Raw genomic sequence first — 26455 nt, 5'->3', positions numbered from 1 at the left:
ACCCTGAGGAAATGAGTGATGAGTGACGGTTCAGAAAAAATCTGGTGGTACGCCGTTGGGCAAGAGAAATTCGGCCCGTGCACGGGCGGCGAACTGGCGCGGCTGGCGCGCAAGGGCACTGTCATGCCTGACACGCTCGTCTGGCGCGAAGGCATGACCGAGTGGGTGCGCGCCAGCAAGCTCACCAAACTGTGGGAGCGGGCGACCCAGCCCCCGGCTCCGCATGCCAGCGAGCAGCTGCCGCCCCCGCCGCCAGCCGCGCCCGGCCGCGCCGTGGCCGCCGTGCCAGAGCTGGAAGTGGCGCACCGCGCTCAAGGGCCGTCTTCCGTGCCGCCTGGCGGCCATGCGCATGAATGGTCCGCTGGCGGCGCAGCAGCGGCCAGCAGATCAAGCCGCGCAGGCCGCCGTTCCAGCAGCGATGACGGCAGCGCCGGCTTTTTGTGGGCCATTCAGCAGTGCTTCCGGAAATATTTCGACTTTTCCGGGCGCGCGCGGCGGGCGGAATACTGGTATTTCATGCTGTTTCAGTTTTTGCTGAACATGGCGCTTTTGGTTTTGACTTTTGTGTCCCAAAGCCTTGCCGATAACCTGTCGCTCGTTCTCAGCCTGGCCTTTCTGATCCCCAACTTTGCCGTGGGCGCCCGCCGCCTGCACGACGTGGGCCGCAGCGGCTGGTGGCAGCTGCTCTACATCACGATCATCGGCGCATTGGTCTTGCTGTTCTGGCTCGTGCAGCCCAGCGAAGAAGGCCGCAACGATTACGGCCAAGACCCAACGTGGTGATGGCGCGCCTTGCTTGATCTCCCTGATTCACTCACTCAACCCGAAAGAAACCCATGCCCCAGCTATTGCAGCAAACCATTGATGCCGCGTGGGAAAACCGCGCGCAAATTTCCCCCGCGCAAGCCCCGGCTGACGTGCGCGAGGCCGTGCGGCACGTGCTGGCCGAGCTGGACGCGGGGCGCCTGCGCGTGGCCACGCGCGAAGGCGTGGGGCGGTGGACGGTGCATCAGTGGATCAAAAAAGCCGTGCTGCTTTCCTTTCGCCTGACTGACAACGCGCCCGTGCGGGCGGGCGAATTGGCCTTTTTTGACAAGGTGCCCACCAAATTCGGCGGCATGGACGACGCTGCGCTGGCTGCCAGCGGCGTGCGCGTGGCGCCGCCCGCCGTGGCGCGACGCGGCAGCTTCATCGGCAAGGGCGTGGTGCTCATGCCCTCTTACGTGAACATTGGCGCCTACGTGGACGAAGGCGCGATGGTGGACACCTGGGCCACCGTGGGCAGCTGCGCGCAAGTGGGCAAAAACGTGCATTTGTCAGGCGGCGTGGGGCTGGGCGGCGTGCTGGAGCCTTTGCAGGCCAACCCCACCATCATTGAAGACAACTGCTTCATCGGCGCGCGCTCCGAAGTGGTGGAAGGCGTGATCGTGGAAGAACACTCGGTGCTCGGCATGGGCGTGTATCTGGGCCAGAGCACGCCCATCTTCAACCGCGAAACCGGCGAAATCAGCTATGGCCGCGTGCCCTCAGGCAGCGTGGTGGTCAGCGGCAGCCTGCCCCGGCAGACCGCCAGCGGCCAGCCCTACAGCCTGTATGCCGCCGTCATCGTCAAGCGCGTGGATGCGCAAACGCGCGCCAAAACCAGCATCAACGACCTGCTGCGCCCCTGAAGGCCAAAGGGGATGGTTGCGGAGATGATCTAGCTCCTCGATTCATAGCATTGGGTCCTAGTGGAATGTGCGCAAACGCCATTTTTTGCCGCCTTAATTTGCTTCTCTTTTCAATGTAAAACCGCTCTACGGCCCCCCGCAACCCGCACCCGGCCCGCACTGCACATATCTCTCAAGGGAAAGGAAAACACACCATGTCCAACGCACCCGCTTCCATGATGGAGCGCATCCTGCACCTGATGGCGGAAAAAAAGGCGTCTGACGTCTACCTCTCGCCGCGCGCGCCCGCCACCATCAAGATCAACGGCGAATACCTGCCCATCAACTCGCAGCCGCTGCCCGTGGACGGGCCGATGAACCTGCTGCTGGACATCGTGCCGCCCAACCGCATTGAAGAGCTGAAGGAAACCGGCGAACTCAACACCGCCATTCCGCTGCACGGCGTGGGCAACTTCCGCCTCTCGGCCATGCGCCAGCGCGGCATGTACTCAGCCGTCATCCGCTTCATCAGCCCCGACATCCCGCCGCTGCACACGCTCAACCTGCCCGACGTGCTGCGCACCCTCGTGCTCGAAAAACGCGGCCTCATCCTCATGGTGGGCGCCACCGGCGCGGGCAAATCCACCACGCTGGCGGCCATGCTCGACCACCGCAACGAGAACATGACCGGCCACATCCTCACCATTGAAGACCCGCTGGAATACATGTTCACCAACAAAAAATCCATCGTGAACCAGCGCGAAGTGGGCAGCGACACCGCCAGCTTGCAAATCGGCCTGAAAAACGCCCTGCGCCAGGCGCCTGACGTCATCATGATTGGCGAAATCCGCGACCGCGAAACCATGAGCGCCTCCATCGCCTACGCCCAATCCGGCCACCTGTGCCTGGCCACGCTGCACGCCAACAACAGCTACCACGCGCTCAACCGCATCCTCTCCTTCTACCCCGTGGAAGTGCGGCCCACGCTGCTGGGCGATCTGGCCTCGGCGCTCAAATCCATCGTCTCGCAGCGCCTCATCCGCACCGTGGACGGCCTGCGCACCCCGGCGGTGGAAGTCATGCTCAACACCAAACTCGTGGCCGACCTCATTGAAAAAGGCGACTTCACCGGCGTGAAAGAAGCCATGGAAAACTCCATGGCCGAAGGCTCGCAGACCTTTGAAGCCGACCTGGCGCGCCTGATCAACGAAGGCCGCATCGACCGCAAAGAAGGCCTGGCCTACGCCGACTCGCCCACCAACCTGCTCTGGCGCCTGCAAAACGACACCAGCCGCCACATCGCCACCCAGCAGGCGCACATACATGAAGACGCGATTGCCGACGAGCCTTCGTTCACCGACATCACGCTGGACGTGCACAACAGCGCCTTCCGCACCACGGGCTTTGGCTCATCAGGCTTTGACCGCACCACAGGCTTTGGCTCCTCGCACCTCGGCCCGCTGGACGACCCCAAACTCGGCAAGCAATCCTGAAGGCCCGCCTGCGGCCTTCAAATGAGAAAGGAAAAAGCAAAAAGAGATCAGATTTGCTCTTATATTCGTAGCGTTATGTCTTACTGGAATAAGCGCTGAACAGTATTTTTGCCCCCTTAAATTTGCTCCTTTTTTTAATGCAACCAGGCTAACCTGAGCAACCTGAAGCCTTTCCGCACCCGCCCTGGCACGGCGGCGTGGGCGCGGCGCACGTTACATTTATGCCCGGCTGCCGTCAGAGGGCCTGGCGGTGTGGCCGCTTCTTCCTTTTTTCAAGGACGCACATCATGAACAAAACCACCGCTTTCACCCGCCTTGCCGCCACTGCCATGCTGGTTGCTGGCGCGGCCGCCTTCAACACGGGCTGCACCACGACCGGTCTTTACGACAACGCCAACCAGAAAGTGCAGCAGGAGTCGCTCCAGGCGCAGGTCAATGAAGCCTTGTCGCGCCTGTATCGCGCCGCGCCAGGCTCCGAGGCGCTGGTGGCCCGTTCGGCGGGCGCGCTGGTATTCCCGCAAGTGGTGGGCGGCAGCCTGATCGTGGGCGTGGAGCATGGCCGTGGCCTGCTATACGTGGCCGGCAACACGCAGCCGCAGGAATACACCATCAATGCCGGGTCGCTGGGCTTTCAGGCGGGCGGGCAGGCCAAGTCGGTCATCTACGTTTTCAACTCGCCCGAGGCGCTGGAAATGTTTCGCCGCAGCAATGGCTGGACCATCGGCATCGACGCCACGGCCGCCATCGGCCATCTGGGCGCCAATGGCATGGTGGACAGCCGCACCAGCGAGCAGCCTGTGACCAGCTTCGTGCTCACCAATGTGGGGCTGGAAGCAGGGGTATCCGTGCAGGGCGCGAAAGTCTCGCGCGCACGCTGAACGCTGAAACATTCTCTGCCTGAAGCGCGAAAAGCTGGCGGCCGCAACGCAAGCGGCTGCCAGCTTTTTTGTTGGCCGCGCCAGACGCTTTTTCCCTTGGCCAACGCCGGTTTATCGGACGGTCTGGGCGCCGCGCCGTCACTGCCGGCCGCCCGCCGCGTCAAAAGCCCAGAATTTGTCGCGCTCCGGCGGGCGGGCGATCAGGCGCAGGTCTTCGCCTATGCGGTCAATGGCGTGAAAGCGCAGGGGCACGCCCGCTGCCAGCGTGTCCAGCGGGCCGATATCCGCCAGCCCCCGGCCGGGGCCAAGCAGCAGCGGGGCCAGGTACAGCAGGCATTCATCAGCCAGGCCCGCTTGCAGCAGCGCGCCCGCAAGACGCTGGCCGGCTTCCACATGCAGCTCGTTCACTTCGAGCGCGGCCAGCGTGTGCAGCAAGGCGGGCAGGTGCAAGCGGCCCTGCGGCGTGGCGGGAATGACGTGCAGGCGCGCGCCTTGGGCCAGGTAGGGGGCGTGCCGCTCAGCGCTGTCCACGGTGGTGCAAATGTGGATGCAGCGGCCCGGCGTTTGCCACAGACGGGCGGCCAGCGGCGTGCGCAACTGGCTATCGGCAATGAACAGGGCGGGCTGGCGGGCGGCGCTGGCGTGGCGCACATTCAGCAGCGGGTCATCTTGCAGCACGGTGCCGATGCCGGTGAGGATGGCGCTGGCGCGCGCGCGCCAGGCATGGCCGTTGGCGCGGGCGGCTTCGCCCGTAATCCACTGGCTTTGGCCGTTGGACAAGGCCGTGGCGCCATCCAGCGAGGCGGCCAGTTTCAGCCGTACCCAGGGCAGGCCGCGCAGCATGCGGCTGAAAAAGCCGATGTTGTCTTCAAAAGCTTGCCGCGCGCCCGGGCCGGTTTGCACTTGCACGCCAGCGGCGCGCAAGCGTGCAAAGCCCTGTCCGGCCACGCGGGGGTTGGGGTCAGGCAGGGCGGCCACCACGCGGGCCACGCCAGCGGCGATCAGGGCATCAGCGCAGGGGCCGGTGCGGCCCTGGTGCGAGCAAGGCTCCAGCGTCACATAGGCCGTGGCGCCTTGCGTGCTTTGGCCAGCGGCCTGCGCGGCGCGCAGCGCCATGATTTCTGCATGGGGGCCGCCTGCGCGCTGGGTGCAGCCTTCGCCGATGACGCGGCCATCGGCGGCCGCCAGCACGCAGCCAATGCGGGGATTGGGATCGGCGTCATTGGGAGCCTGCCGGCCCAGAGCCAGGGCGCGATTCATGTAGGGCATGGAGTCAAGCTTTCCGGATGCCTGCGCCAGCTCCGGCGGAGCCTGCCCGGAGGGACTCGAACCCCCGACCTGCTGCTTAGAAGGCAGCTGCTCTATCCAGTTGAGCTACGGGCAGACGAAAAAAACGGGCCAGCAAAAAGATGAAAACCCGGCCAGCCGGGCCTTTCGCCAGGGCGGAAACCGCCAGGCTGTTTTGCTGCCGAACGACAAGAGCCAGCGGCAAATGCCAAGGCCATGACGAAACGGCGCGAAGCGCGCGATTATGCAGTGCAGGCGGCTATGCCCGAAGAAGGCACGGCGCGCGGCCCTCATGCTTTCTGCGCCCCTCACGCCCACGGCGAGCCGCACGAACTGCGCACCGCAACGGGCCTTTGCCAGTTCACCGGCTTGCGGGCTTGCGATAGGGCAAAGAACAGATCCGGGCCTTCGCATGAGATGGGCAAGGGCAAGCTGCATTATTTTCGCTATGTAATCCATAGCACAATGTCCTAGTGGAAAGAGCGCAGACGCCATTTTTCACCCCATCAAATCCGCTCCTGTTTTTCATGCCTTCTGGCAACGCAAGCGCCCGCGCCAGAATGAAAAAAACCGCCAGCGCGGCTGTTGCCAGGCGCTGGCGGTTATTGGGATGGTCGGAACGGCGGGATTCGAACTCGCGACCCTCTGCTCCCAAAGCAGATGCGCTACCAGACTGCGCTACGTTCCGTGAAAGCGGGCAATTCTAGCCTTGTTTTTCAAATGCCTTCAGGCCCTTTTGCACGGCGGGGCGCTGGCTGATGCGGTCGAACCAGGCTTTGAGCGCCGGGTAATCGGCCCAGTCGATGCCGTGCCGCTCGTGGTGGATGAGCCAGGGGTAGATGGCGATGTCGGCGATGGAGTAGTCGCCGCCGGCGATGAAGGCGCCCGTGCGCTCGATCTGCCCGTTCATCACGCCGTAGAGGCGCTTGGCCTCGGCGGTGTAGCGCTCAATGCCGTAGGGCACTTTTTCAGTGGCGAAGAAGCGAAAGTGCCCGGCCTGCCCCAGCATGGGGCCGACGCCGCCCATCTGGAACATGAGCCATTGCAGCACGGTGTAGCGCGCCGCGCCCGCAGCGGGCAGCAGGCGGCCCGTTTTGTCGGCCAGGTAAATGAGGATGGCGCCAGACTCGAACAGCGGCAGCGGCTGCCCGCCAGGGCCTTCGCTATCGACCAGCGCCGGAATCTTGTTGTTGGGGCTGATCTTGAGAAAGTCAGGAGCGAACTGCTCGTTCTTGCCAATATTGACGGGGTGCAGGCGATAGGCCAGGCCGCACTCTTCCAGCATGATGGTGGCCTTGAAGCCGTTGGGCGTGGTCCAGGAGTAGAGATCGATCATGGCAAGCTCTCTTTCAGTGAGTGGAAAGGCGTATTGTCGTTCTGCGCGCCCGGTCTATTCAGGGCTGGCCGCGCGGGGCGGGGAAAAAGCGGCGCGGCGGCTCGCTTCGGGCCGCACTTTCGCCCTCGCGGCCCCAAGCGCCGAACAGGCTCTGGAGCCGCCTTGTTGCAGGCAGGCGCCCGGTTCGCCTCCAAAATCCGGGCCTGCGGAGCACTTTCATGAACGGACACACGTGGTTTTTCTGGGCGCTGGCCTCGGCCTTCTTCGCGGCGCTGACGGCCATCTTCGCCAAGGCGGGCCTGCAAGGCATTGATTCGGACTTCGCCACTTTCATCCGCACGCTCGTCATCCTGGCCGCTCTGGCGCTGTTTCTCACCTGGGCAGGCAAATGGCAAGGCGTGGCGGCCTTCACGGCGCGCAACTGGCTGTTTCTCGTGCTTTCCGGGCTGGCCACGGGCGCGTCGTGGCTGGCGTACTTCAAGGCGCTGCAGCTGGGCGACGCCTCCAGGGTGGCCCCGGTGGACAAATTCAGCCTGGTGCTCGTGGCGCTGCTGGCCGTGGTTTTCCTGGGCGAGCGCCCCAGGCCGCATGAGTGGGGCGGCCTGGGGCTGGTTGCCGCTGGCGTGCTGGTGCTGGCAATCAAGCGCTGAGCGCCTGTTCAAAGGAATTTGAGCAGGCTCTGAAAGCGCGGCAGCTGGCCTTTTGTGGCGAAGCGCTGCGCTTGCGGCGCACATTCAAGGATGCAGTTGTCTGATTTGCCATCACGCGCATCCATTCAGCCAGTCCAATCAACCGTTCGTCGGAAGGCAAAAAAATCGTGCACTATTTCACGAAGTGGCAGCTTTTTTGCTATATTTCCGTCCGCGCCTTCGGGCGCCCTGCTTTTCCTCCCTGAGCGGGAGCCTTTCTGACGAGAGGCTTTTCAGCCCCTGGTCCTTGCGGATCAGGGGTTTTCTTTTTTCCGGCGGCAGGCAGCTTGAAGCAGGTCATGCCGCCCGCGTTCTGCGCCCTCTGGCGCGCCCTACACTTGCGTGCATGTTGTGGATCAAGGCCCTGCACATTGTTTTCATCGCAAGCTGGTTCGCAGGCTTGTTTTATTTGCCGCGCATTTACGTCAATCTGGCGATGGTGGCGCCCGATTCGCGCGCCGAATACGAGCGGCTGTTGCTGATGGCGCGCAAGCTCTACCGCTTCATGACGCTGCTGGCCGCGCCCGCGCTGGCGCTGGGCCTGTGGCTGTGGCTGGGCTACGGCATCGGGCTGGGACCGGGCAATGGCTGGATGCATGCCAAGCTGGCCGTTGTGCTGCTGCTGCTGGCCTATCACTTCTGGTGCTGGCGGCTGCTGCGGCGCTTTGAGGCGCGGCTGCCCACTCACGGCCATGTGTGGTTCCGCTGGTTCAATGAAGGCCCCGTGCTGATGATGCTGGCTGCCGTGCTGCTCGTGGTGCTCAAGCCGTTCTGACCAGCCTCGCCTGTTGCGCCGCCCATGACCGCCAAACCGCCGCCCAGCGAAAAGTCCGCCGCCGCGCCGTTGGCGCTGTGCTGGGTGGCGCTCATTGCCTACGCCAGTCTCTTTCCCTTCACGGGCTGGCGCAATCAGGGGCTGATGCCGTGGGCCTACATTGACGAAGCCCTGCCGCAGTACTGGACGCGCTTTGACGTGCTTGCCAACTTTGCGGGCTATGCCCCGCTGGGCCTGCTGCTGACGCTGGCCTGGTCTGCCAGCGGCCGCCTGCGCCCCTGGCTGGCCGCGCTGCTGGCTGCGCTGACCGCCGCCGCGCTGTCGTTCGTGCTGGAAGCGCTGCAAACCTATTTGCCGCTGCGCATTGCCTCCAATCTTGACCTGGCCCTGAACGCCGCCGGGGCCGCCGCAGGCGCGATGGCCGCCCTGGCGCTGGAGAAAACCGGGCTGGCTGGCCGCTGGCGGCGCTTTCGCCGCCGCTGGTTCGCGCCCGATGCGCGCGGCGCGCTGGTGCTGCTGGCCTTGTGGCCCGTGGGGCTGCTTTATCCCACGCCTGTGGCGCTTGGCCTGGGGCACGTGTACGAGCGCGTTGAAGCGGCCTTGGCCGCTTTGTTGAAAGACACGCCCTGGCTGGAATGGCTGCCCCTGCGTGAATTCGAGCTGCAGCCGCTGCTGCCTGGCGTGCAAGTGCTGTGCGTCGCCCTGGGCGCGGCCGCGCCCTGCCTGCTGGGCTATGGCGTGATGCAAGGCGCGGCCCGCCGCGTTCCGTTTGCGCTGGCCGCGCTGCTGGCGGGCGTGGCCACGCTGGCCCTTTCCTTCGCGCTCACCTGGGGGCCTGCCTCTGCCTGGGGCTGGCTGCGCGCGCCGCAAATTGGCGGGCTGGCAGGCGGCGCTCTCATGGCCTTGCTGGCGCTGCCCCTGCCGCAGCGCGCCTGCCTGGCCCTGCTGGCCGTGGCGCTGGGCGCGCAGCTGTGGCTGCTCAACGAGGCTCCTTTGAGCGCCTACGACGCCGCCAATTTGCAGCAGTGGGAGCAGGGCCGCTTCATCCACTTTTACGGCCTGGCCCAGTGGGTCGGCTGGCTGTGGCCCTTTGCCACGCTGGCGTATGCGCTCTTTCGCCTGTTTGGGCGCAGGCATGCCAGCCCGCCAGTCCGCCCTGACGGGAAAGCCGCCCCATTCTGAAACCACCCAGTCCGGCCCATTTGAAAAAGGAAGCGCCATGAAAATACTGATTAATTTGTTTCACCCCCATCTCTCTCAATCCAAAGTAAACCGCGCATGGGCGCAACGTTTGGCGCGCGAACCCAATGTGACCGTCCGCAAGCCATACGAGCTGTATCCCGACGGCAAAATTGATATTGCGGCCGAACAAGCTGCGCTGCTGGCGCACGACAGATTGGTATTTCAGCATCCGTTTTACTGGTATTCCATTCCGCCGCTGATGAAACAATGGCTGGACGATGTGCTGACCTACAACTGGGCATATGGGCCAAAAGGCGGGGTTTTGGCGGGAAAAGAATGGGTCTGCGCCATTTCTACGGGCGGGCCTGCCGATTCGTATCAGGCGGGCGGCTACAACAGCTTTTCCATGAGCGAATTTCTGAAACCGCTGCAGCAGACGGCAAACCTGCTGAAAACGCCGTTTCTGCCGCCGTTTGTATTTCACGGCGCAGTGGTTGCCGACGGGCAGGCCATCGCCCAATCCGCCGAAGATTGCGCCGCCCACCTGCTAAATCCTTTGCTTGACCCGGCGAAAAAACTGGCGGCCTTGTCCGCCAAAATGGAGCAGGACGGCGTGAGTTTGTGAATGCCGTTTCAGACAGCCTGGACAAGGCCATTTTGAAACGGCTGCCAGCCAGCTCCATTTGCTCCGCCAAGCCCTGCCGTGCGCCGAAAATGCCGTCCATTCGCCGCCTGCCGGTTCCTGGCGCTGCTCCGCAACACTGAAAAAACGCTGAAAGCCGCTCATGCCTCGCATCTACATCTACTCTCCTTCCGGCGCGGTGCGCGATCGCGCGGCCCTGCGGCGCGGCGTGCGCCGCCTGCAGGCCCTGGGCCATGAAGTGCAGGTGGATGAAGCCGCCCTGGCCAGCCATCAGCGCTTCGCGGGCGACGACGCCACGCGCCTGGCCGCCATTGCCCGCGCGGCGGCCAGCGGCGCTGACGTGGCGCTGATCACGCGCGGCGGCTACGGCCTCACGCGCCTGTTGCCCGCCCTGCCCTATGAGGCCCTTGCCCGCGCCGCGCAGCAAGGCACGCGCTTTGTGGGCCTGAGCGACTTCACCGCCCTGCAAATGGCCTTGCTGGCGCAAACCGGCGCCATCACCTGGGCCGGCCCGACCCTGTGCGCCGACTTTGGCTGCCCTGGCGAGCCAGACGAAATCATGCAAGCCTGCTTTGGCGACTTGCTCTCGGGCGAAGGCGAAGGCACGGGCTGGCGTTTGCCCGCGCAGCGCCCGGCTAAAAGTGCGCAATTGCTCGCGCCGCAGCCTGCGCCTGTGCCCGGCAAGCTGCACGTGCAAGACGCGCTGCTGTGGGGCGGCAACCTCTCCACCCTTTGCGCGCTGGCGGGCACGCCATGGCTGCCGTCCATTCAGGGCGGCGTGCTGTTTCTGGAAGACGTGGGCGAACACCCTTACCGCATCGAGCGCATGCTCTGCCAGCTGCTGCATGCGGGCGTGCTGGACGCGCAGCAAGCCGTGTTGCTGGGCAGCTTTTCGGCCTACAAGCCTGTGCCGCACGACCGGGGATTCAACCTCAATGAAGCCGTGCACTGGCTGCGCGCGCAAACGCGCACGCCCATCCTCAGCGGCCTGCCCATGGGCCACGTGCCCACCAAAGTGCTGCTGCCCGTGGGCGCGCGCGTGGAGCTGCTGCTGGAAGGGCGCGATGCCTGGCTGCTATGGGGTCACATGGACGGGCACAGCCACCCGCACGGCCACCCGCACGGCCACGAGCACGCTTGCCTGCACTGCGGGCAGGCCTGAGCGCCTGTTCATCGCTTGGCCGCAAGCCGGTTCAGAGAGCGCTTCTATTCGCTACTCTATCCATAGCATGAGGTCCTAGTGAAACGGGCGCAGAAGCCAATTTCTTGCTTCTGAATTCGCTCTTGTTTTTGATACCCGCCTGCCTGCCCCAATGGCTCGTTTTCGGTCTGCTTGCGATATGCCGCACGCGGCAAAAAAGCAGGCGGGCCGCTGGCGCCGCCCCTGCGCCCGGACACAGCGCCTGTTGCAGACTTTGGCGGCATGGCCGGCATCCGCCTTGAACGGGCTTTTATTCAATAGCGGCTTCAGAATGATTCAGGCAATAACGCAATATCCTGGCGATATTGAAGGCGTCGTCTCCGCCCCGGTGGTGCGTTCCTTGCAGCGGATAGCCCAGAATATCCAGGGCCTGGCTCATTCCCACTTTTCCGGGAATGCGGGTCACTTGCCGGAACAGCTCCTTCACATTGATGTGCTCATGGTGCATGGGGTAAGGAATATGCCGCAAAGCGCACTGTTTTTGCAGCATGTTTTTGTCGTACATGCCGTAGCTGGCCCATGCATGCTGACCCGCCTGATATTCCTTTCCAAGAATATGCAGGGCCTCTTCAAAAGAAATGCCTTCTTTCCCGATCAAATCGGGGGTGATGGTCGTCAGTTGCGTGCAAAACGGGCTGATTGCGGAATGCACAGGTTTTATCAGAATGCCCCTGTTTTTATCGATGACGCCGGTGGCCTGATCCAGCACGCAGATGCCTATTTCTATGATTTCGCTGATTTCTCCTGGCGGGGGATTTCCTTCCCAGCAGGTGGCTTCGAGGTCAATGACAATGATTTTGCCGCTCATGGATGAATCAATTCAGGAAAGCAAAAACAGACGCTGAATCCATTGCGGATTCAGCGTCTGTTGTTTTGGGGGAAGGCCCGCGTTTGTGAGGCGGGCCAGCCAGGGCTTATGAGGCGTTGTCAAAAGGCATGGCGGCCTGGCGCAGGTCTTGCCGTGTTTCCACCAGGATCAGCGGGCCTTCGTCCAGCACGGGCAAGGGCGCGCGTTCGCGCGGCGTGCGCTGCGGCGGCGGCTCGGCGGCGATGGCCTGCTGGGCGGCGGCGACGCGGTCAGGGTCAGACTGCACCCATTGCAGGCCCGCACTCTCAATCAGCTCCGATAGCTGGGTGACGGGCAGGTCGTAGGGCCGTGCCGCTTCGGGTTTGGCGCGGGCCGGGGGCGCTGTTTCAGGCGCGGCCTGGGTGGATGGCGCTGCCGGAGCAGGCTCGGGCGCGGCGGCTGGCGCGGCTTCGGCGCTGGCAGGCGGCGCGCTGGCGGCCGCCAGGGCCGCGCCACGGCTGAAGTAGGAGGCGGGCACGGCTTCTTCCATGGCGGCATCGGCGCTGCTGCCGCTTTCGCCCTTGCCTTCATGGGCGCTTTCGCTGGCGCTGTCGGCGCTGTCACGGCTGCGGCGGCGGTCGCGGCCATAGCGGTCGCGGGCGCGGCGTTCACGGCGCTCGCCTTGAGGAGCGTTTTCCGTCACGTTTCCTGCCTCGTTTTCTGGCGCGTTTTCGCCTTCGGCAGGAACGGCGCTCTGGCCTGCGGCGTCAGCCTGGGCGGCTGGCGGCTGGCGGGTGTCGCTTTCGGCGGCTGCGGCTTGCGCGCGTGGCTTGCGCGGCTCGCTACGGCCGTTTTCGCTGCGGCGGGGTTCGGCGCTGGTTTCGACGGGCGCGGCTGCGGGCGCGTTGCCTGCCGTATCGGCTGCATCAGCGGGCAGCGGGTCGCGGCGGGGGCGTTCGGTGCGGTCGGGCCGGTCTTGCCGTTCGGCGCGCGGCGGGCGGTTGCGTTCGCCGTTTTCACGGCTGGCGCGGTTTTCGCGGCTTTCCCTGCCTTCGCGGCTGTCACGGTTTTCGCTGCCTGGGCCGTTGTCGCGCGGCGGGCGGCGCGTGTCGCTGTCGGCGGGGCGATCGTTGCGTTCGGCGTTGCGTTCGGCAGGGCGATCTGTGGGGCGCTCGTCGCGGTTGTCGCGGCGCTGGCCGTTGCGGTTGCGGCTGTTGCGGTTGTTGTCGCGGCGCTGGCCGTTGCGGCTCGCTTCGCGGGGCTTGCCAGCGAGGTCAGCCGCCGGGGCCGGGGCGGCCGGGTGGCCGCCAAAGAGGTTTTGCAGCCAGAGTTTGAGCCAGGCCATGAAGCTGGCAGGCTGGCCGCCGGGGTAGGCCGGATGGCCGCCGGGCATGGGGCGCGCGGCGGGCTGCGCCGCTGGCGGCGCGATGGGCGCGGGCGCGTCGTGCAGCACGCCCTTGATGACGGGCTGCTGGCGGTTGGTCGGCTCCTGGCTGCGGCGGGTGACGACGGTGGGGTCTTCAAACGTTTCGGCCAGTTTGTAGCTGGCGGCCAGGGCGTCAAGGCGCGGGTCGTCGTGCTTGAGGCGCTCGAGCTTGTAGTGGGGCGTTTCCAGCGTTTTGTTGGGCACGAGGACGACAGCCACGCGCTGGCGCAGCTCGATCTTGGCGACTTCGGCGCGCTTTTCGTTGAGCAGGAAGCTGGCCACTTCCACCGGCACTTGCACGTGCACGGCGGCAGTGTTGTCCTTCATGGACTCTTCCTGGATGACGCGCAGGATTTGCAGCGCGCTCGATTCGGTGTCGCGCACGTGGCCGGAGCCGCCGCAGCGCGGGCAGGGAATGGATGCGCCTTCGGAGAGAGCGGGCTTGAGGCGCTGGCGGCTCATTTCCAGCAGGCCGAATTTGCTGATGGAGCCAAATTGCACGCGGGCGCGGTCCTGGCGCAGGGCTTCGCGCAGGCGGTTTTCCACTTCGCGGCGGTTTTTGCTTTCCTCCATGTCGATGAAGTCGATGACGATGAGGCCGCCCAAATCGCGCAGGCGCATCTGGCGGGCCACTTCGTCGGCGGCTTCGAGGTTGGTGCGGGTGGCGGTTTCTTCGATGTCGCCGCCCTTGATGGCGCGGGCGGAGTTCACGTCCACCGCCACGAGGGCTTCGGTGTGGTCGATGACGATGGCGCCGCCCGAGGGCAGCTGCACGGTGCGGCTGTAGGCGCTTTCCACCTGGTGCTCGATCTGGAAGCGCGAAAACAGCGGCGCGGCGTCGCGGTAGCGCTTGACGCGGCTGGCGTGCTCGGGCATCACGTGGCTCATGAACTGCTGAGCCTGCTCGAACATGTCGTCGGTGTCGATCAGGATTTCGCCAATGTCGCTGCTGAAGTAGTCGCGCATGGAGCGGATGACCAGGCTGCTTTCGGGGTAGATCAGCATGGCGCCCTTGCCGCCTTTGGCCGCGTCGTCAATGGCGCCCCAGAGCTTGAGCAGGTAGTTCAGGTCCCATTGCAGGTCGGTCGCGCTGCGGCCTATGCCGGCGGTGCGGGCGATGATGGACATGCCCTTGGGGTATTCGAGCTGGTCCATCGCCTCTTTCAGCTCGGCGCGCTCGTCGCCTTCGATGCGGCGCGAAACGCCGCCGCCGCGCGCGTTGTTGGGCATGAGCACCACGTAGCGCCCGGCCAGGCTGATGAAGGTGGTGAGCGCCGCGCCCTTGTTGCCGCGCTCTTCTTTTTCCACCTGCACCAGCAGCTCCTGGCCTTCCTTGATGACGTCGTTGATGCGCGCCTGCGAAACGGGCACGCCTTCGGCGAAGTACTGGCGCGAGATTTCCTTGAAAGGCAGAAAACCGTGACGTTCTTCGCCGTAGTCCACAAAACACGCCTCCAGCGATGGCTCTACGCGCGTGACCACGGCTTTGTAGATGTTGCCCTTGCGCTGCTCGCGCCCCTCCACTTCGACTTCGTAGTCAAGCAGTTTTTGTCCATCGACGATCGCCAGGCGGCACTCTTCGGCCTGCGTGGCGTTGATCAGCATCCGTTTCATGATGCGCTGTCCTTTGTCTCTTGCAAATCAAAACAGGCCCGCCAGGGGGCCGCACCTCATGCCGCAGCAGGAGCGCGAAGCGAAACAAAGGAAAGGGAAACGGGCGCGCGCCAGTCAGCCGTTCACCCCAGGCGGGGCATGGCGGGGCGCATCAGGCGCCACGGCGGCGCGTGCGGGCAGGCGCAAAACAGGCCGTGGGCCAGCCCGCTGCCTGCCGGGGCCGCCGCAGCGGGTGCGGCAGAAGGCGGAAAGAGGCCGCCAAACGCTGGCGCGGCGGCTTGACGCCCGCGCCAGAGTGAAGCCAGCCAAACCCACAAAAAAAGCATTGCCTGTCCAGAAAAGACCGGCAGGCATTGCAAAGGGGCCTGCCGGAAGAAAAATCCGTTTCAGTGTCCGAGTGTTTCGATCCGGCCTGCCGCCACCGCCGGGGGCCGCTAGCGGCAGCCGGGCGCGTGGCGCGTGGCATGAACCTTGCCCGCGCGGCGCCTGTTTCACGAAGTTGCCGGGCTGTATGAATCAGCAGGTTTCAGGCTATGGGCGCGGACAGGCGCGGATTATAGGCGCGGGGCCTGCCGCGCCGTCCGGGGCATGGCACTGCGTTTGTACAATCCGCCGCGCTTTTCAGGCGGCCCGGCCAAGGCGCAAGAAGGCGGCAAATTCAGCTCCTTGTTTCATAGCATGATGTCCCCGTGTTTCCTGCGCTGAGCGCTTTTTTGATGGTCTGGATTTGCTCCTTTTTTGGATGCAAAGCCAGACAGGCCGCGCGCCCATCGCTTTTGCCTGCTTTCTGCCTCCGCCTGAAAATGCCGATTCCATTCATCCGTTTTTTCACTTATTGCATACGCGCCCCGCGTGCATCGTGCCGTGCTTCGCGCTGATGGCCGCCGCCCCATCCATGCCAGCTTCCATGCCTGCCCGCGCGCCCCTGGCGCTGGCCTGCGCCAGCCAGGCCAGCACCTTGTCCGTGGACGCCGAAAGCGCCGGCCAGCGGCTGGACAACTTTCTCATGCGGCATCTCAAGGGCGTGCCCAAAACACACGTCTACCGCATCATCCGCAGCGGCGAAGTGCGCGTGAACAAGGCGCGCGCCAGCGCCGACACGCGCCTGCAAGCGGGCGACGCCGTGCGCGTGCCGCCCATCCGCATTGCCGCCAGGCCCCAGCCGGCGGCTCCCGCGCGCGAATTTGCCGTGCTGATGGAAGACGAGCACCTTATCGCCATTGACAAACCCGCTGGCGTGGCCGTGCATGGCGGCTCTGGCGTGAGCTTTGGCGTCATCGAGCAGCTGCGCCGCGCCCGTCCGCAAGCCCGCTATCTGGAGCTGGTGCACCGGCTGGACCGCGAAACCAGCGGCATCCTGCTCATCGCAAAAAAACGCAGCGCCCTCAAGCAGTTGCAAGACCAGTTCCGCGACCGCGCCACCGGCAAAACCTATCTCGCGCTGGCGCTGGGCGCATGGCCTGCCGGGCGCAAAGTGATTGACGCGCCGCTGCGCAAGCTCATCGTGCCCGCTGGCGCGGCTGGCGAAGGCGAGCGCCGCGTGCAAATTGCCAGCCGTGACGACCCCCAGGGCCTGCGCGCCATCACCCTTGTGCGCGTGCAAAAGCGCCTGCCCGCTTTTGCGCCCGGCCTGCCCGAGGGCAGCCTGCTGGAAGTCACCATCAAAACCGGCCGCACCCACCAAATCCGCGTGCACCTGGCCAGCAGCGGCCACCCCATTGCGGGTGACGACAAATACGGCGACTTCGCCCTGAACCGCGCCCTGCAAAAGCACGGCCTCAAACGCATGTTCCTGCACGCCTGGCGCCTGCGCTTTGCGCACCCGGCCACCGGCCAGGCCATTGAGCTGCAAGCCGCGCTGCCGCCGGAGCTGGCGTCATTCATCCGCCAGCTTTAGGCGCTTCTAAAAACATAGCATGAGGTCCTAGTGGAACGGGCGCGAAGCGGTATTCCGCCCCCCCTGAATCTGCTCCTGTTTTTGGCTTCCTAAAGCGTATGGAGCAACTGATGAGTGCCCGCGTCCGCAATGCGCACGCCTTCAGTGCACGCCTTCAAATCCGCTTGCAAGCCAGCCGCTGAAGGCCGCATAGGCGCCCGCTTGCCGCCCGCCCTTTCTGGTCTTGGCCGCCCTGGCCGCCAGCGGACCAATGCGCTCATTCGCATACATTTCAAAAATGCCTGCACTTTCAACGCCAGGAAGGCCATTGATTCATGAAAGATATTGAACAGCTTTACGCCCTGTGGGATGAATTTTTGAAGGAATGGCCCGCCCGGCGCCTGCGTACGATGACGCTGGATGAATACACCCAGGCTGGCTCAAAAGATACTTTTACCTACTGGCTTGAATGGCGGCTTCGCGATCTGGGCAGCATCCGGGGCATATGGGCATCGAAATTTGGTATTTTTTCGCGCGCAAACGATGAGCCAAAAGAAAGTCATGGCAGGTTGCGCTATTGCGATTCGCATGCCTGGTATTCGGCTCTGGGCGCAACGGCTGAAGAAGCTTTTGAAAAGGTGCGCGATTACGTGATTCAGATTGCGGAACTGGCCTCGCAAGGAGATGTGGACGGCATTGGGGCGCTCGGTTTCAAAGACAGCGAAGGACGCAGCCTACGAATCAAAGAGGCCGAAGGCGAAGCATTCAGATGGAAAGTCGCCTTTCATTATCAAAACCGGCAAAACCCGGTGATCGTGGACGTTTTCAAGCCCGCGCTTTTGGCCGCATACACGGGCCGCGACGCCAGCGAAGGCATGGCCGCCTTGCAAAAAGCCGCCATTGCAAAACGCCCGGCGGGCATGGGCATTCTGGAATATGGGCGGCAGATAGGGATGACGCATCAGCAAAAAAATGGCGGCGCTGCGCCGCCCGCGCCTTGCACCAATCTCATTTATTACGGCCCGCCTGGCACGGGAAAGACCCATAAGCTAAACGAAATTCTTAAACATGAATATGCTCAAACGAATGTTTCTCCGGAAGAATGGCGTAATCGATTCATCGCCGAAAAAATCACAACCTTGAAATGGTGGGAAAGCGCGGCTGCCGTGTTGTATGACTTGGGCGGAAAAGCCGATGTCACGCAAATGACCCGCCATCCATTTATCCAGGCCATTGCAAAGGCCAAAAGCATCCAAAATTTGCGGGCCACCTTGTGGGGCGCTTTACAGCACCACGCAATCGAAGGTTCCATTGTGGCAACACAAAACCGTGCGGCCCCTGCCGTGTTCGATAAGAACGCCAGTTCGGTATGGAAGTTGGCGGGGGACTGGGAAGATGCCTGCGCTGATTTGATTGCGCTTGTTGATGAGTTCAAGCGTGGGCCGCAAGAAGCCAGCGTCATTCAGCGCTACCGCTTCGTCACCTTCCATCAGTCCTATGGCTATAAGAACCTGTTCAAAGTCTGCCCGTGGGTGCGAAAAGCGCGGCCTCGGGCGGCCTGCGGCGTTGCAAATCCTCGATGGGCCACAAGGCCCATCTGTGGTTTGCGCCTTGCAGCCCATCCCGATCCGCACTTTCGCCCCTCACGGCCAGACTCTGAACAGGTTCCGAGGAATTTGTCGAGGGATTGCGCCCTGTATTGAATGATGAAACGGCCCAGGGGGAAGTGGCCTATGAAATTCGCCTGGGCGTATTCAAGCAACTGTGCGATGAGGCAAGGCAGTCGCCCGGCCAGCGGTTTGCGATGGTGATTGACGAAATCAACCGGGGCAATATCAGCAAGATTTTTGGCGAGCTGATCACGCTGATTGAAGCGGACAAGCGCGATCCGCTGAATGGAGAAAAACCGCCCATCGAAGTGGTTCTGCCGTATTCCGGCGAAAAATTCTCCGTGCCGGCCAATGTGGATATCTATGGCACGATGAACACGGCCGACCGCTCGCTGGCCTTGCTGGATATGGCCTTGCGCCGCCGGTTTGAGTTCAGGCCCTTGCTGCCGGATGGCGCACTGCTGGGAAAGGTGGTTTTTGAAAACAAGGAAATCAACCTGTGCCAAATGCTGGAAAAAATGAACGCGCGCATTGAGGCGCTGTATGACCGCGACCACTGCATCGGCCATGCCTATCTGATGGGCATAAAACATTTTGACGATTTGAAAAATGTTTTCCGCCATCGCATTGTTGCGCTGCTGGAAGAGTATTTTTTCGATGACTGGCAAAAGATTCGCCTGGTGCTGGGCGATAACCAGAAAGAGAAGGCGCATCAGTTCATGACTGAAAGTGAAACGGACCTGAATGCCTTGTTTGGTGAAAACCATGAGCTTGAAAACCACGCCCTCAAGCGCCATTACGTATTGCAGGAAAAGGCGTTTTCCGAACCTGACGCTTATATCGGTATTTATCAGTCTTTCTCTTCCAACTGACAGGCGGCAGGCGCGCGGATGGCTGGCATCACGATTTACGAATTCGACGCGCTGACGGCATGCCCGCCGTCCGCACCCAACGCCAGCGGGCTGCGCGCAGTGCCGAAGCCGGTTTTCGATTGGCTGGAGGCCCAGGCGCTGGCGGGCGGCACGGCCTGGCTGCGCCTGATGCAAAAAGGCGGCCGCCGCGCCGTGCAGGCGCTGGGCGGATACGCCGGGGTGATTCGCGCGCCGGGCGGCTACCAGATTGAAGTGCTGCCGAAGATTGGCCGGGCCACAAGCGGCGACCAGGCTGATGCCCGGGCGCGGCAGCTTTTCATCAGGATGCTGTGCTGCCTGGCGCGGTTTCGCCACATTCAAACCGAAAGCGCTTGCCTGAAGGCCGCGCGCATGCCCCTGCTGGAGGTGTTCATCGGCGAATTCCTGCGCGCCGCAGAGCGCGTTGTCAAACGCGGCCTGCGCGGCGACTACGTTGCGCGGCGCGGCAACGTGTTCGCGCTGCGCGGCAAGCTGCAAATGACCGCGCATCTGCGGCGGAACCTGTGCCAGCACGACCGCTTTTTTTGCGAGTTCGACGAGTTTTCAAGCGATCGCCCCGAAAACCGCCTGCTGCACTCTGCGCTGCGGCGGACTCTTTCGTGGACAGCCTGGCCCGCTCATCAGCAACTGGCGCGCGAACTGTGCTTCGTGTTCGCTCAAATTCCGCAGTCAGCGCAACCCGCGCAGGATTTCCGGCGGACGCGGCTGGACCGCAGCATGGCGCATTACGCCAGCGCGCTGGCGTGGGCGCGCCTGATCTTGCAAAACGAATCGCCCCTTACCGGCGCGGGCGGGCATGACGCGCCCTCGCTGCTGTTTCCGATGGCGGAAATATTTGAAGCCTGCGTGGCCAGGCATCTGAAGCGGCAGCTCGCGCCGCCTTTCACCCTGCGCGTGCAAGCTGGCAGCCATTCGCTGGTCAGGCACAGGGAGCAAGGCTGGTTTCGCCTGAAGCCTGATGTGCTGGTTCAGCAATCAGGAGAAAACCGTCTGGTGCTGGACACAAAATGGAAGCTGCTTGACAACGCACGCGGCAACAGCGAAGACAAGTACGGACTGAGCCAGGCAGACTTCTATCAGCTGCACGCCTACGGCCAGACTTATCTCAAAGGGCAAGGCGACATGGCGCTGATTTACCCAAAAACGGATGCTTTCAGGCAGGCGCTGCCTGTTTTCGAGTTTCAGCCGCCTGGCTTGCGCCTGTGGGTTTTGCCGTTCTGCCTGGAGCATCAACAGCTCATCCTTCCGGATTGCGGCAGCCTTGATTGCTTCTGGAGCCGCAGCGCGCCATTTCAATTCAGCTCAAAACCAGCGCCAGCCCTCTGAATACGGGCGCGGGCAGCTATCAAGGCAATAGCAGCGCACCGTTTTGCCCACGCCAGCGCGCCGCGCGGGCAGCCCGGGCGCTATACGATGCCCGGTTTTGCCCGCCTTGCCGCCAGCCATGCCGCCCGCCACGCCAGACTCCACGCCTGTTTCCGCATCAACCGCCGCCCCGGAAGGCCGCTTCGTCACCTTCCCTGATTCGCCCTTTCAGCTTTGGCAGCCCTACCCGCCAGCGGGCGACCAGCCCACGGCCATTGCGCAGCTGGTGGAAGGCGTGCGCGATGGCGAGGTGTTCCAGACCCTGCTGGGCGTGACCGGTTCAGGCAAAACCTTCACCATGGCCAATGTGATTGCGCGGCTGGGGCGGCCGGCCATTGTGTTTGCGCCCAACAAAACGCTGGCGGCGCAGCTCTACAGTGAATTTCGCGAGTTTTTCCCGAAAAACGCGGTGGAATATTTCGTGAGTTATTACGATTACTACCAGCCGGAAGCCTACGTGCCGCAGCGCGATTTGTTCATTGAAAAAGACAGCGCCATTAATGACCATATCGAGCAAATGCGCCTTTCGGCCACCAAAAGCGTGCTGGAGCGGCGCGATGTGGTGATTGTGGCCACGGTTTCGGCCATTTACGGCATTGGCGCGCCCGATGATTATTTGCAAATGCGCATGATTTTGAAGGTGGGCGGCAAGCAGGGGCAGCGCGAGGCCATTGCGCAGCTGGTGCGCATGCAATACCAGCGCAGTGAAACGGATTTTTCGCGCGGCACCTTCCGCGTGCGCGGCGACACGATCGACGTGTTCCCCTCCGAGCATTCGGAACTGGCCGTGCGCTTTGAGCTGTTTGACGACGAAATTGAAAGCATCGCCCTGTTTGACCCGCTCACGGGCCGCATTCAGCAAAACGTGCCGCGTTTCGTGATTTACCCCTCCAGCCATTACGTCACCCCGCGCGAAAAAACGCTGGCGGCGGTGGAAACCATCAAGCAGGAACTCAATGAACGCCTGAAATTCTTCACCGCCGAAGGCAAGCTGGTGGAAGCGCAGCGGCTGGAGCAGCGCACCCGCTTTGATCTGGAAATGCTCACCGAGCTGGGCCACTGCAAGGGCATTGAAAACTACACGCGGCACCTGTCGGGCGCGCGGCCGGGCGATCCGCCCCCCACGCTCACCGACTACCTGCCGCGCGACGCCATCATGTTTCTGGACGAAAGCCACCAGATGATCGGCCAGCTCAACGCCATGTACAACGGCGACCGCGCCCGCAAAACCACGCTGGTGGAATACGGCTTTCGCCTGCCCAGCGCGCTGGACAACCGGCCCCTGAAATTCGCCGAATTCGAGCAGCGCATGCGCCAGGTCATCTTCGTGAGCGCCACCCCGGCGGATTACGAAAAAGAGCACGCCGGGCAAGTGGTGGAACAAGTGGTGCGCCCCACGGGGCTGCTCGACCCCGAAGTGCAAGTGCGCCCCGCCACGCACCAGGTGGACGATGTGTTGCAGGAAATCCGCCAGCGCGTGCAGCAAGGCGAGCGCGTGCTGATTACCACGCTCACCAAGCGCATGGCCGAGCAGCTCACCGAATACCTGAATGAAAACGGCGTGAAAGTGCGCTACCTGCACAGCGACGTGGACACCGTCGAGCGCGTGGAAATCATTCGCGATTTGCGCCTGGGCGCGTTTGACGTGCTGGTGGGCATCAACCTGCTGCGCGAAGGGCTGGACATACCGGAAGTCTCGCTCGTGGCCATTCTGGACGCCGACAAGGAAGGCTTTCTGCGCGCCGAACGCAGCCTCATCCAGACCATCGGGCGCGCCGCGCGCAACGCGCACGGCACAGCCATTTTGTATGCCGACCACGTCACCGAATCCATGAAAAAGGCGATTGACGAAACCCGCCGCCGGCGCGACAAGCAAATGGCCTACAACCAGGCGCACGGCATCACCCCGCGCGGCATCGTCAAAAAAGTGCGCGACCTCATCGACGGCGTGTATTCCGAAAAATCAGACCGCCAGGCCCAGCAGGCCCGCGAGCGCGCCGCCGCCCGCCGCGAGGTCGAGGAAATGAACGAAAAAGACCTGGCCCGCGAAATCAAGCGCCTGGAAAAACAAATGCTGGAACACGCCCGCAACCTGGAATTCGAGCAGGCCGCCCAGGCGCGCGACCAGCTCGCCCTGCTCAAAACCCGCGTGCTGGGCGCAGCGGGGTAAGGCGCGGCCTCTCCCGCTCTCGGCCCGCCGCCACGCTTCAAACCCCCTCGCTTGCGCAAGCATCAAATCAGGCTGTGGCCCGCGCCTGCTGCCATCCTGGCGGGCTGCCAGGCGGCGCATGGGGCGGGCCGCCCGGCATGGGGGGGCGGCTGTCAGGCGCTGAATTCGAAGACGCCGGGGTTTTGCACCGGGTCCACTTTGACGTGGATGGTGGATTTGGGCGGGAATTTGCCTTCCAGCAGCAGCTTGGACAGCGGGTTTTCAATGCGCTGCTGAATGGCGCGCTTCAGGGGCCGCGCGCCAAAGACGGGGTCGAATCCGACTTTGGCCAATTCCTCCAAGGCCTGTTCGCTCACGTCGAGCGTGAGGTCCATTTTTTCCAGCCGCGCCTTGAGCACTTGCAGCTGGATGCGGGCGATTTCGCCAATGTGTTTGGCGTCCAGCCCGTGAAAGACCACGGTTTCGTCGATGCGGTTGAGAAATTCCGGGCGGAAGTGGTTTTTCAGCTCGGCCCACACGACTTCCTTGATGTCTTCATACGGCTGGCCGGCCAGGCTTTGGATCTGGGCGCTGCCGATGTTGCTGGTCATCACGATGACGGTGTTTTTGAAGTCCACGGTGCGGCCCTGGCCGTCGGTGAGGCGCCCGTCGTCAAGCACTTGCAGCAGCACGTTGAAGACGTCGGGGTGGGCTTTTTCCACTTCGTCGAGCAGCACCACGCTGTAGGGCTTGCGGCGCACGGCTTCGGTGAGGTAGCCGCCTTCGTCGTAGCCCACGTAGCCGGGGGGCGCGCCAATGAGCCGGGCCACGGAGTGTTTTTCCATGAACTCGCTCATGTCGATGCGGATGAGGTGCTCTTCGCTGTCGAACAAGAAGCCCGCCAGCGCCTTGCACAGTTCGGTTTTGCCCACGCCGGTGGGGCCGAGGAACAAGAAGCTGCCCAGGGGCCGGTTCGGGTCTGACAGGCCCGAGCGCGAGCGGCGGATGGCGTCGGCCACGGCGTTCACGGCTTCGTTTTGGCCGACCACGCGGCGGTGCAGGGCCTCTTCCATGTGCAGCAGCTTTTCGCGCTCGCCCTGCATCATTTTGCTGACCGGGATGCCGGTGGCGCGGCTGACGACTTCGGCGATTTCTTCCGCGCCCACTTGCGTGCGCAGCAGCTTGGGCGCGGCGCGCTCGCCGGCCACTTCGGTAGCCTGCGCTTCCTTGAGCTGTTTTTCCAGCGCGGGCAGCTGGCCGTATTGCAGCTCGGCCACTTTGTTGAAGTCGCCCTTGCGGGTGAATTCGTCAATCTGGAAGCGAATCTGGTCAATCTGCTTGCGGATTTGCTCGCTGCCCTGGGCGCTGGCTTTTTCGGCCTTCCAGATTTCGTCCAGATCGGCGTATTCCTTTTCCAGCTTGGCCAGGTCGTCTTCAATGAGCGCCAGGCGCTTGCGGGAAGCCTCGTCGGTTTCCTTCTTCATGGCTTCGCGCTCGATCTTGAGCTGGATCATGCGGCGCTCCAACTTGTCCATTTCTTCGGGCTTGGAGTCGATTTCGATCTTGATCTTGGCCGCCGCTTCGTCGATGAGGTCAATGGCCTTGTCGGGCAGGAAGCGGTCGGTGATGTAGCGCTGGCTCAGCTCGGCGGCGGCGACGATGGCCGGGTCGGTGATGTCCACGCCGTGGTGCACTTCGTACTTTTCCTGCAGGCCGCGCAAGATGGCGATGGTGTCTTCCACGCTGGGTTCATCGACCAGCACTTTCTGGAAGCGCCGCTCCAGCGCGGCGTCTTTTTCGATGTATTTGCGGTATTCGTCCAGCGTTGTGGCGCCAATGCAGTGCAGCTCGCCGCGCGACAAGGCGGGCTTGAGCATGTTGCCCGCGTCCATTGCGCCTTCGGCTTTGCCCGCGCCCACCATCGTGTGGATTTCGTCGATGAACAAGATGATGCGGCCTTCGTCTTGCGCCACTTCCTTGAGCACGGATTTGAGGCGCTCCTCGACCTCGCCCCGGTCCTTGGCCCCGGCCAGCAGGCCCGCCATGTCCAGCGCCAGCACGCGCTTGTCGCGCAGGGTGTCGGGCACTTCGCCGGCCACGATGCGCTGGGCCAGCCCTTCCACGATGGCCGTTTTGCCCACGCCCGGCTCGCCAATGAGCACGGGGTTGTTCTTGCTGCGGCGTTGCAGCACCTGAATGGCGCGGCGGATTTCGTCGTCGCGGCCAATCACCGGGTCCAGCTTGCCCTGGCGTGCGCGCTCGGTCAGATCGAGCGTGTATTTCTTCAGCGCCTCGCGCTGGCTTTCGCCGTCGGCGCTGTCCATCGTCTGGCCGCCGCGCACGGCGTCAATGGCCGCTTCCAGCGCCTTGCGCGTCAGCCCCGCTTCCTTGGCGATGCGGGCGGCTTCGCCTTTGGCTTCGGTGAGCGCCAGCAAAAACATTTCGCTGGGGATGAACTGGTCGCCGCGCTTGATGGATTCTTTTTCGGTGGTTTGCAGCAGCTTCATCAGATCAGGGCTGGGCTGCACCTGCTCCTGGCCCTGCACTTGCGGCAGGCGCTGCACGGCAGCATCCAGCGCCTGCGCCAGCTGCTGCGTGTTCACGCCCGCGCGCTGCAAAAGCGACTTGGGGCCGCCTTCTTGCCGCAGCATGGCGGCCAGCAAGTGCTCGGGCTGGATGTAGGCGTGGTCTTTGCCCAGCGCCAGCGACTGGGCGTCGCCCAGCGCGTCTTGAAATTTGGTTGTGAATTTGTCGGCTCGCATCAGTGTTTTCTCCTTTCGTGAGCGTGCAGTGCGCACACTCCCAATGACACAGGGCAGTTGCGGCTGCCCCGTTCTTTTTCAAGCCGGGCAGCCGCTTGGCGGGGCTGGATGAAGGGTCTTTTTTCGCTCCTTTTTAAATAGCATAAGGTCCTGGTGGAAATTGCGCCAGAGCCGTTTTCATGGGTCTTGAATTTGCTCCTGTTTTCAATGCGATTCGGCCTTGGCGGGCCAGGCCAGGCCGCAGTCGGTGAGGATGGCGTCCAGCGGCGCGTCGTGCGGCTCGGGCGGCAAGTCGGCCACGAAGGCGCAGGCAAAGGCCAGGCCCACGGCATAGGGGCGCGGGCGCAGCGCGGCCAGGGTGCGGTCATAAAAGCCGCCGCCGTAGCCCAGGCGCACGCCGCCGGGCGCATAGCCCACGCAGGGCACCAGCAGCAGATCGGGCGCGATGGCTGGCGTGCCCTTGGGCTGGGGAATGCCCCAGGCGTCCATCTCCATCGGGCAGCCGGGGTGCCAGTCGTGAAAGGCCAGGGTTTTGCTGGCCTTGTCCATCACGGGCAGGCCGATGCGGCGGCGCTGGTTCGCCTGCTGGCCTTCCTGCTGCTGGCCTTCTTGTTGCCAATGGCACAGGGCGGGCAGGGGATCGAACTCGCCCTTGATGGGCCAGTAAGCGCCCACACAGGTTTCGGGCCGGCCCGCCAGCCAGGCCCGCAGCGCTGCGTGCAGGGCGGCCGATCGCGCCGTGCGGCCAGGCAGGCTCTGGCGCTGGGCCATCAGGCGCTGGCGCAGGGCTTTTTTGTCAGGGCGGGTGCTCATAATTCAGTC

21 protein-coding genes and 2 tRNA genes are annotated in these 26455 nt (G+C 63.6%); 14 read left to right on the top strand and 9 right to left on the bottom strand.

All coding sequences use genetic code 11. The annotated features are described in order from the left end of the window. Positions 1-18 precede the first annotated feature (18 nt). From C1720_RS14640 to C1720_RS10960, 4 genes are all read left to right on the top strand, one after another. Positions 19-783 carry a DUF805 domain-containing protein gene (locus C1720_RS14640; RefSeq protein WP_158241714.1) on the top strand — a complete coding sequence of 255 codons (765 nt, stop codon included), beginning with the start codon at positions 19-21 and terminating at the stop codon, positions 781-783. A gap of 53 nt (positions 784-836) precedes the next feature. Continuing rightward, positions 837-1670, top strand: coding sequence for a 2,3,4,5-tetrahydropyridine-2,6-dicarboxylate N-succinyltransferase (gene dapD, locus C1720_RS10970; RefSeq protein WP_102284224.1), 834 nt, complete (start codon positions 837-839; stop codon positions 1668-1670). Between the two features lie 194 nt (positions 1671-1864). Beyond that, entirely contained in the window at positions 1865-3142 is a 1278-nt protein-coding gene (locus C1720_RS10965; protein ID WP_233199946.1) for a PilT/PilU family type 4a pilus ATPase, read from the top strand. Positions 3143-3429: 287 nt separating this feature from the next. Then, entirely contained in the window at positions 3430-4020 is a 591-nt protein-coding gene (locus C1720_RS10960; RefSeq protein ID WP_102284223.1) for a BPSL1445 family SYLF domain-containing lipoprotein, read from the top strand. 138 nt (positions 4021-4158) lie between these two features. On the opposite strand, the gene ribD is transcribed toward C1720_RS10960, so the two are convergent. The 4 genes from ribD to C1720_RS10940 form a co-directional block, all read right to left on the bottom strand. Further along, entirely contained in the window at positions 4159-5289 is a 1131-nt protein-coding gene (gene ribD, locus C1720_RS10955; RefSeq protein WP_233199944.1) for a bifunctional diaminohydroxyphosphoribosylaminopyrimidine deaminase/5-amino-6-(5-phosphoribosylamino)uracil reductase RibD, read from the bottom strand. 41 nt (positions 5290-5330) lie between these two features. Beyond that, positions 5331-5404: transfer RNA gene (locus tag C1720_RS10950), tRNA-Arg, on the bottom strand. A gap of 514 nt (positions 5405-5918) precedes the next feature. After that, positions 5919-5995, bottom strand: a tRNA-Pro gene (locus C1720_RS10945). A 15-nt stretch (positions 5996-6010) separates the two neighbouring features. Next, positions 6011-6643, bottom strand: coding sequence for a glutathione S-transferase family protein (locus C1720_RS10940; protein WP_102284222.1), 633 nt, complete (start codon positions 6641-6643; stop codon positions 6011-6013). Positions 6644-6861: 218 nt separating this feature from the next. Between C1720_RS10940 and C1720_RS10935 the strand changes: the two genes are divergently transcribed. From C1720_RS10935 to C1720_RS10915, 5 genes are all read left to right on the top strand, one after another. Next, the gene (locus tag C1720_RS10935) at positions 6862-7293 is read left to right on the top strand and encodes an EamA family transporter (protein WP_102284221.1); all 432 of its coding nucleotides are present in this window, start codon (positions 6862-6864) and stop codon (positions 7291-7293) included. A gap of 385 nt (positions 7294-7678) precedes the next feature. Further along, complete coding sequence (locus C1720_RS10930; RefSeq protein WP_050716310.1) at positions 7679-8107, top strand: CopD family protein; 429 nt, start codon at positions 7679-7681, stop codon at positions 8105-8107. Between the two features lie 24 nt (positions 8108-8131). Then, the gene (locus C1720_RS10925) at positions 8132-9289 is read left to right on the top strand and encodes a VanZ family protein (RefSeq protein ID WP_102284220.1); all 1158 of its coding nucleotides are present in this window, start codon (positions 8132-8134) and stop codon (positions 9287-9289) included. Between the two features lie 37 nt (positions 9290-9326). Then, positions 9327-9914 carry an NAD(P)H-dependent oxidoreductase gene (locus C1720_RS10920; protein ID WP_102284640.1) on the top strand — a complete coding sequence of 196 codons (588 nt, stop codon included), beginning with the start codon at positions 9327-9329 and terminating at the stop codon, positions 9912-9914. A gap of 160 nt (positions 9915-10074) precedes the next feature. Next, a complete protein-coding gene (locus C1720_RS10915; RefSeq protein WP_102284219.1) occupies positions 10075-11094 on the top strand; it encodes an LD-carboxypeptidase in 1020 nt (339 codons plus the stop codon). Positions 11095-11383: 289 nt separating this feature from the next. Here the strand turns inward: C1720_RS10915 and C1720_RS10910 are convergent, their stop codons facing one another. The 3 genes from C1720_RS10910 to C1720_RS10900 form a co-directional block, all read right to left on the bottom strand. Continuing rightward, the gene (locus C1720_RS10910; protein ID WP_102284218.1) at positions 11384-11941 is read right to left on the bottom strand and encodes a 3'-5' exonuclease; all 558 of its coding nucleotides are present in this window, start codon (positions 11939-11941) and stop codon (positions 11384-11386) included. Positions 11942-12047: 106 nt separating this feature from the next. Continuing rightward, positions 12048-14960: an Rne/Rng family ribonuclease gene (locus C1720_RS10905; protein ID WP_102284217.1), complete on the bottom strand. Its 2913-nt coding sequence runs from the start codon at positions 14958-14960 to the stop codon at positions 12048-12050. Positions 14961-15082: 122 nt separating this feature from the next. Beyond that, the gene (locus C1720_RS10900; RefSeq protein WP_102284216.1) at positions 15083-15286 is read right to left on the bottom strand and encodes a hypothetical protein; all 204 of its coding nucleotides are present in this window, start codon (positions 15284-15286) and stop codon (positions 15083-15085) included. A gap of 581 nt (positions 15287-15867) precedes the next feature. Between C1720_RS10900 and C1720_RS10895 the strand changes: the two genes are divergently transcribed. From C1720_RS10895 to uvrB, 5 genes are all read left to right on the top strand, one after another. Continuing rightward, positions 15868-16857: an RluA family pseudouridine synthase gene (locus tag C1720_RS10895; RefSeq protein ID WP_233200054.1), complete on the top strand. Its 990-nt coding sequence runs from the start codon at positions 15868-15870 to the stop codon at positions 16855-16857. A 314-nt stretch (positions 16858-17171) separates the two neighbouring features. Then, positions 17172-18539, top strand: coding sequence for a hypothetical protein (locus C1720_RS10885; protein WP_102284214.1), 1368 nt, complete (start codon positions 17172-17174; stop codon positions 18537-18539). 23 nt (positions 18540-18562) lie between these two features. Next, the gene (locus C1720_RS10880; protein WP_369406082.1) at positions 18563-19318 is read left to right on the top strand and encodes an McrB family protein; all 756 of its coding nucleotides are present in this window, start codon (positions 18563-18565) and stop codon (positions 19316-19318) included. Between the two features lie 18 nt (positions 19319-19336). After that, positions 19337-20683, top strand: a complete 1347-nt coding sequence (locus C1720_RS10875; protein ID WP_102284212.1) for an McrC family protein — start codon at positions 19337-19339, stop codon at positions 20681-20683. 118 nt (positions 20684-20801) lie between these two features. Next, entirely contained in the window at positions 20802-22892 is a 2091-nt protein-coding gene (gene uvrB / locus C1720_RS10870; protein WP_102284211.1) for an excinuclease ABC subunit UvrB, read from the top strand. Between the two features lie 152 nt (positions 22893-23044). Here uvrB and clpB read toward each other — a convergent pair whose 3' ends face one another. Both clpB and C1720_RS10860 read right to left on the bottom strand, forming a co-directional pair. Beyond that, positions 23045-25633 carry an ATP-dependent chaperone ClpB gene (gene clpB, locus C1720_RS10865; protein ID WP_102284210.1) on the bottom strand — a complete coding sequence of 863 codons (2589 nt, stop codon included), beginning with the start codon at positions 25631-25633 and terminating at the stop codon, positions 23045-23047. A 204-nt stretch (positions 25634-25837) separates the two neighbouring features. Further along, positions 25838-26446 (bottom strand): 5-formyltetrahydrofolate cyclo-ligase, encoded by a 609-nt coding sequence (locus C1720_RS10860; RefSeq protein WP_102284209.1) that lies wholly within the window; start codon positions 26444-26446, stop codon positions 25838-25840. Positions 26447-26455 lie beyond the last annotated feature (9 nt).

This window comes from Ottowia massiliensis, assembly GCF_900240305.1.
Taxonomy (GTDB): domain Bacteria; phylum Pseudomonadota; class Gammaproteobacteria; order Burkholderiales; family Burkholderiaceae_C; genus Ottowia; species Ottowia massiliensis.
This window is presented reverse-complemented; position numbering and strand designations above follow the sequence as displayed.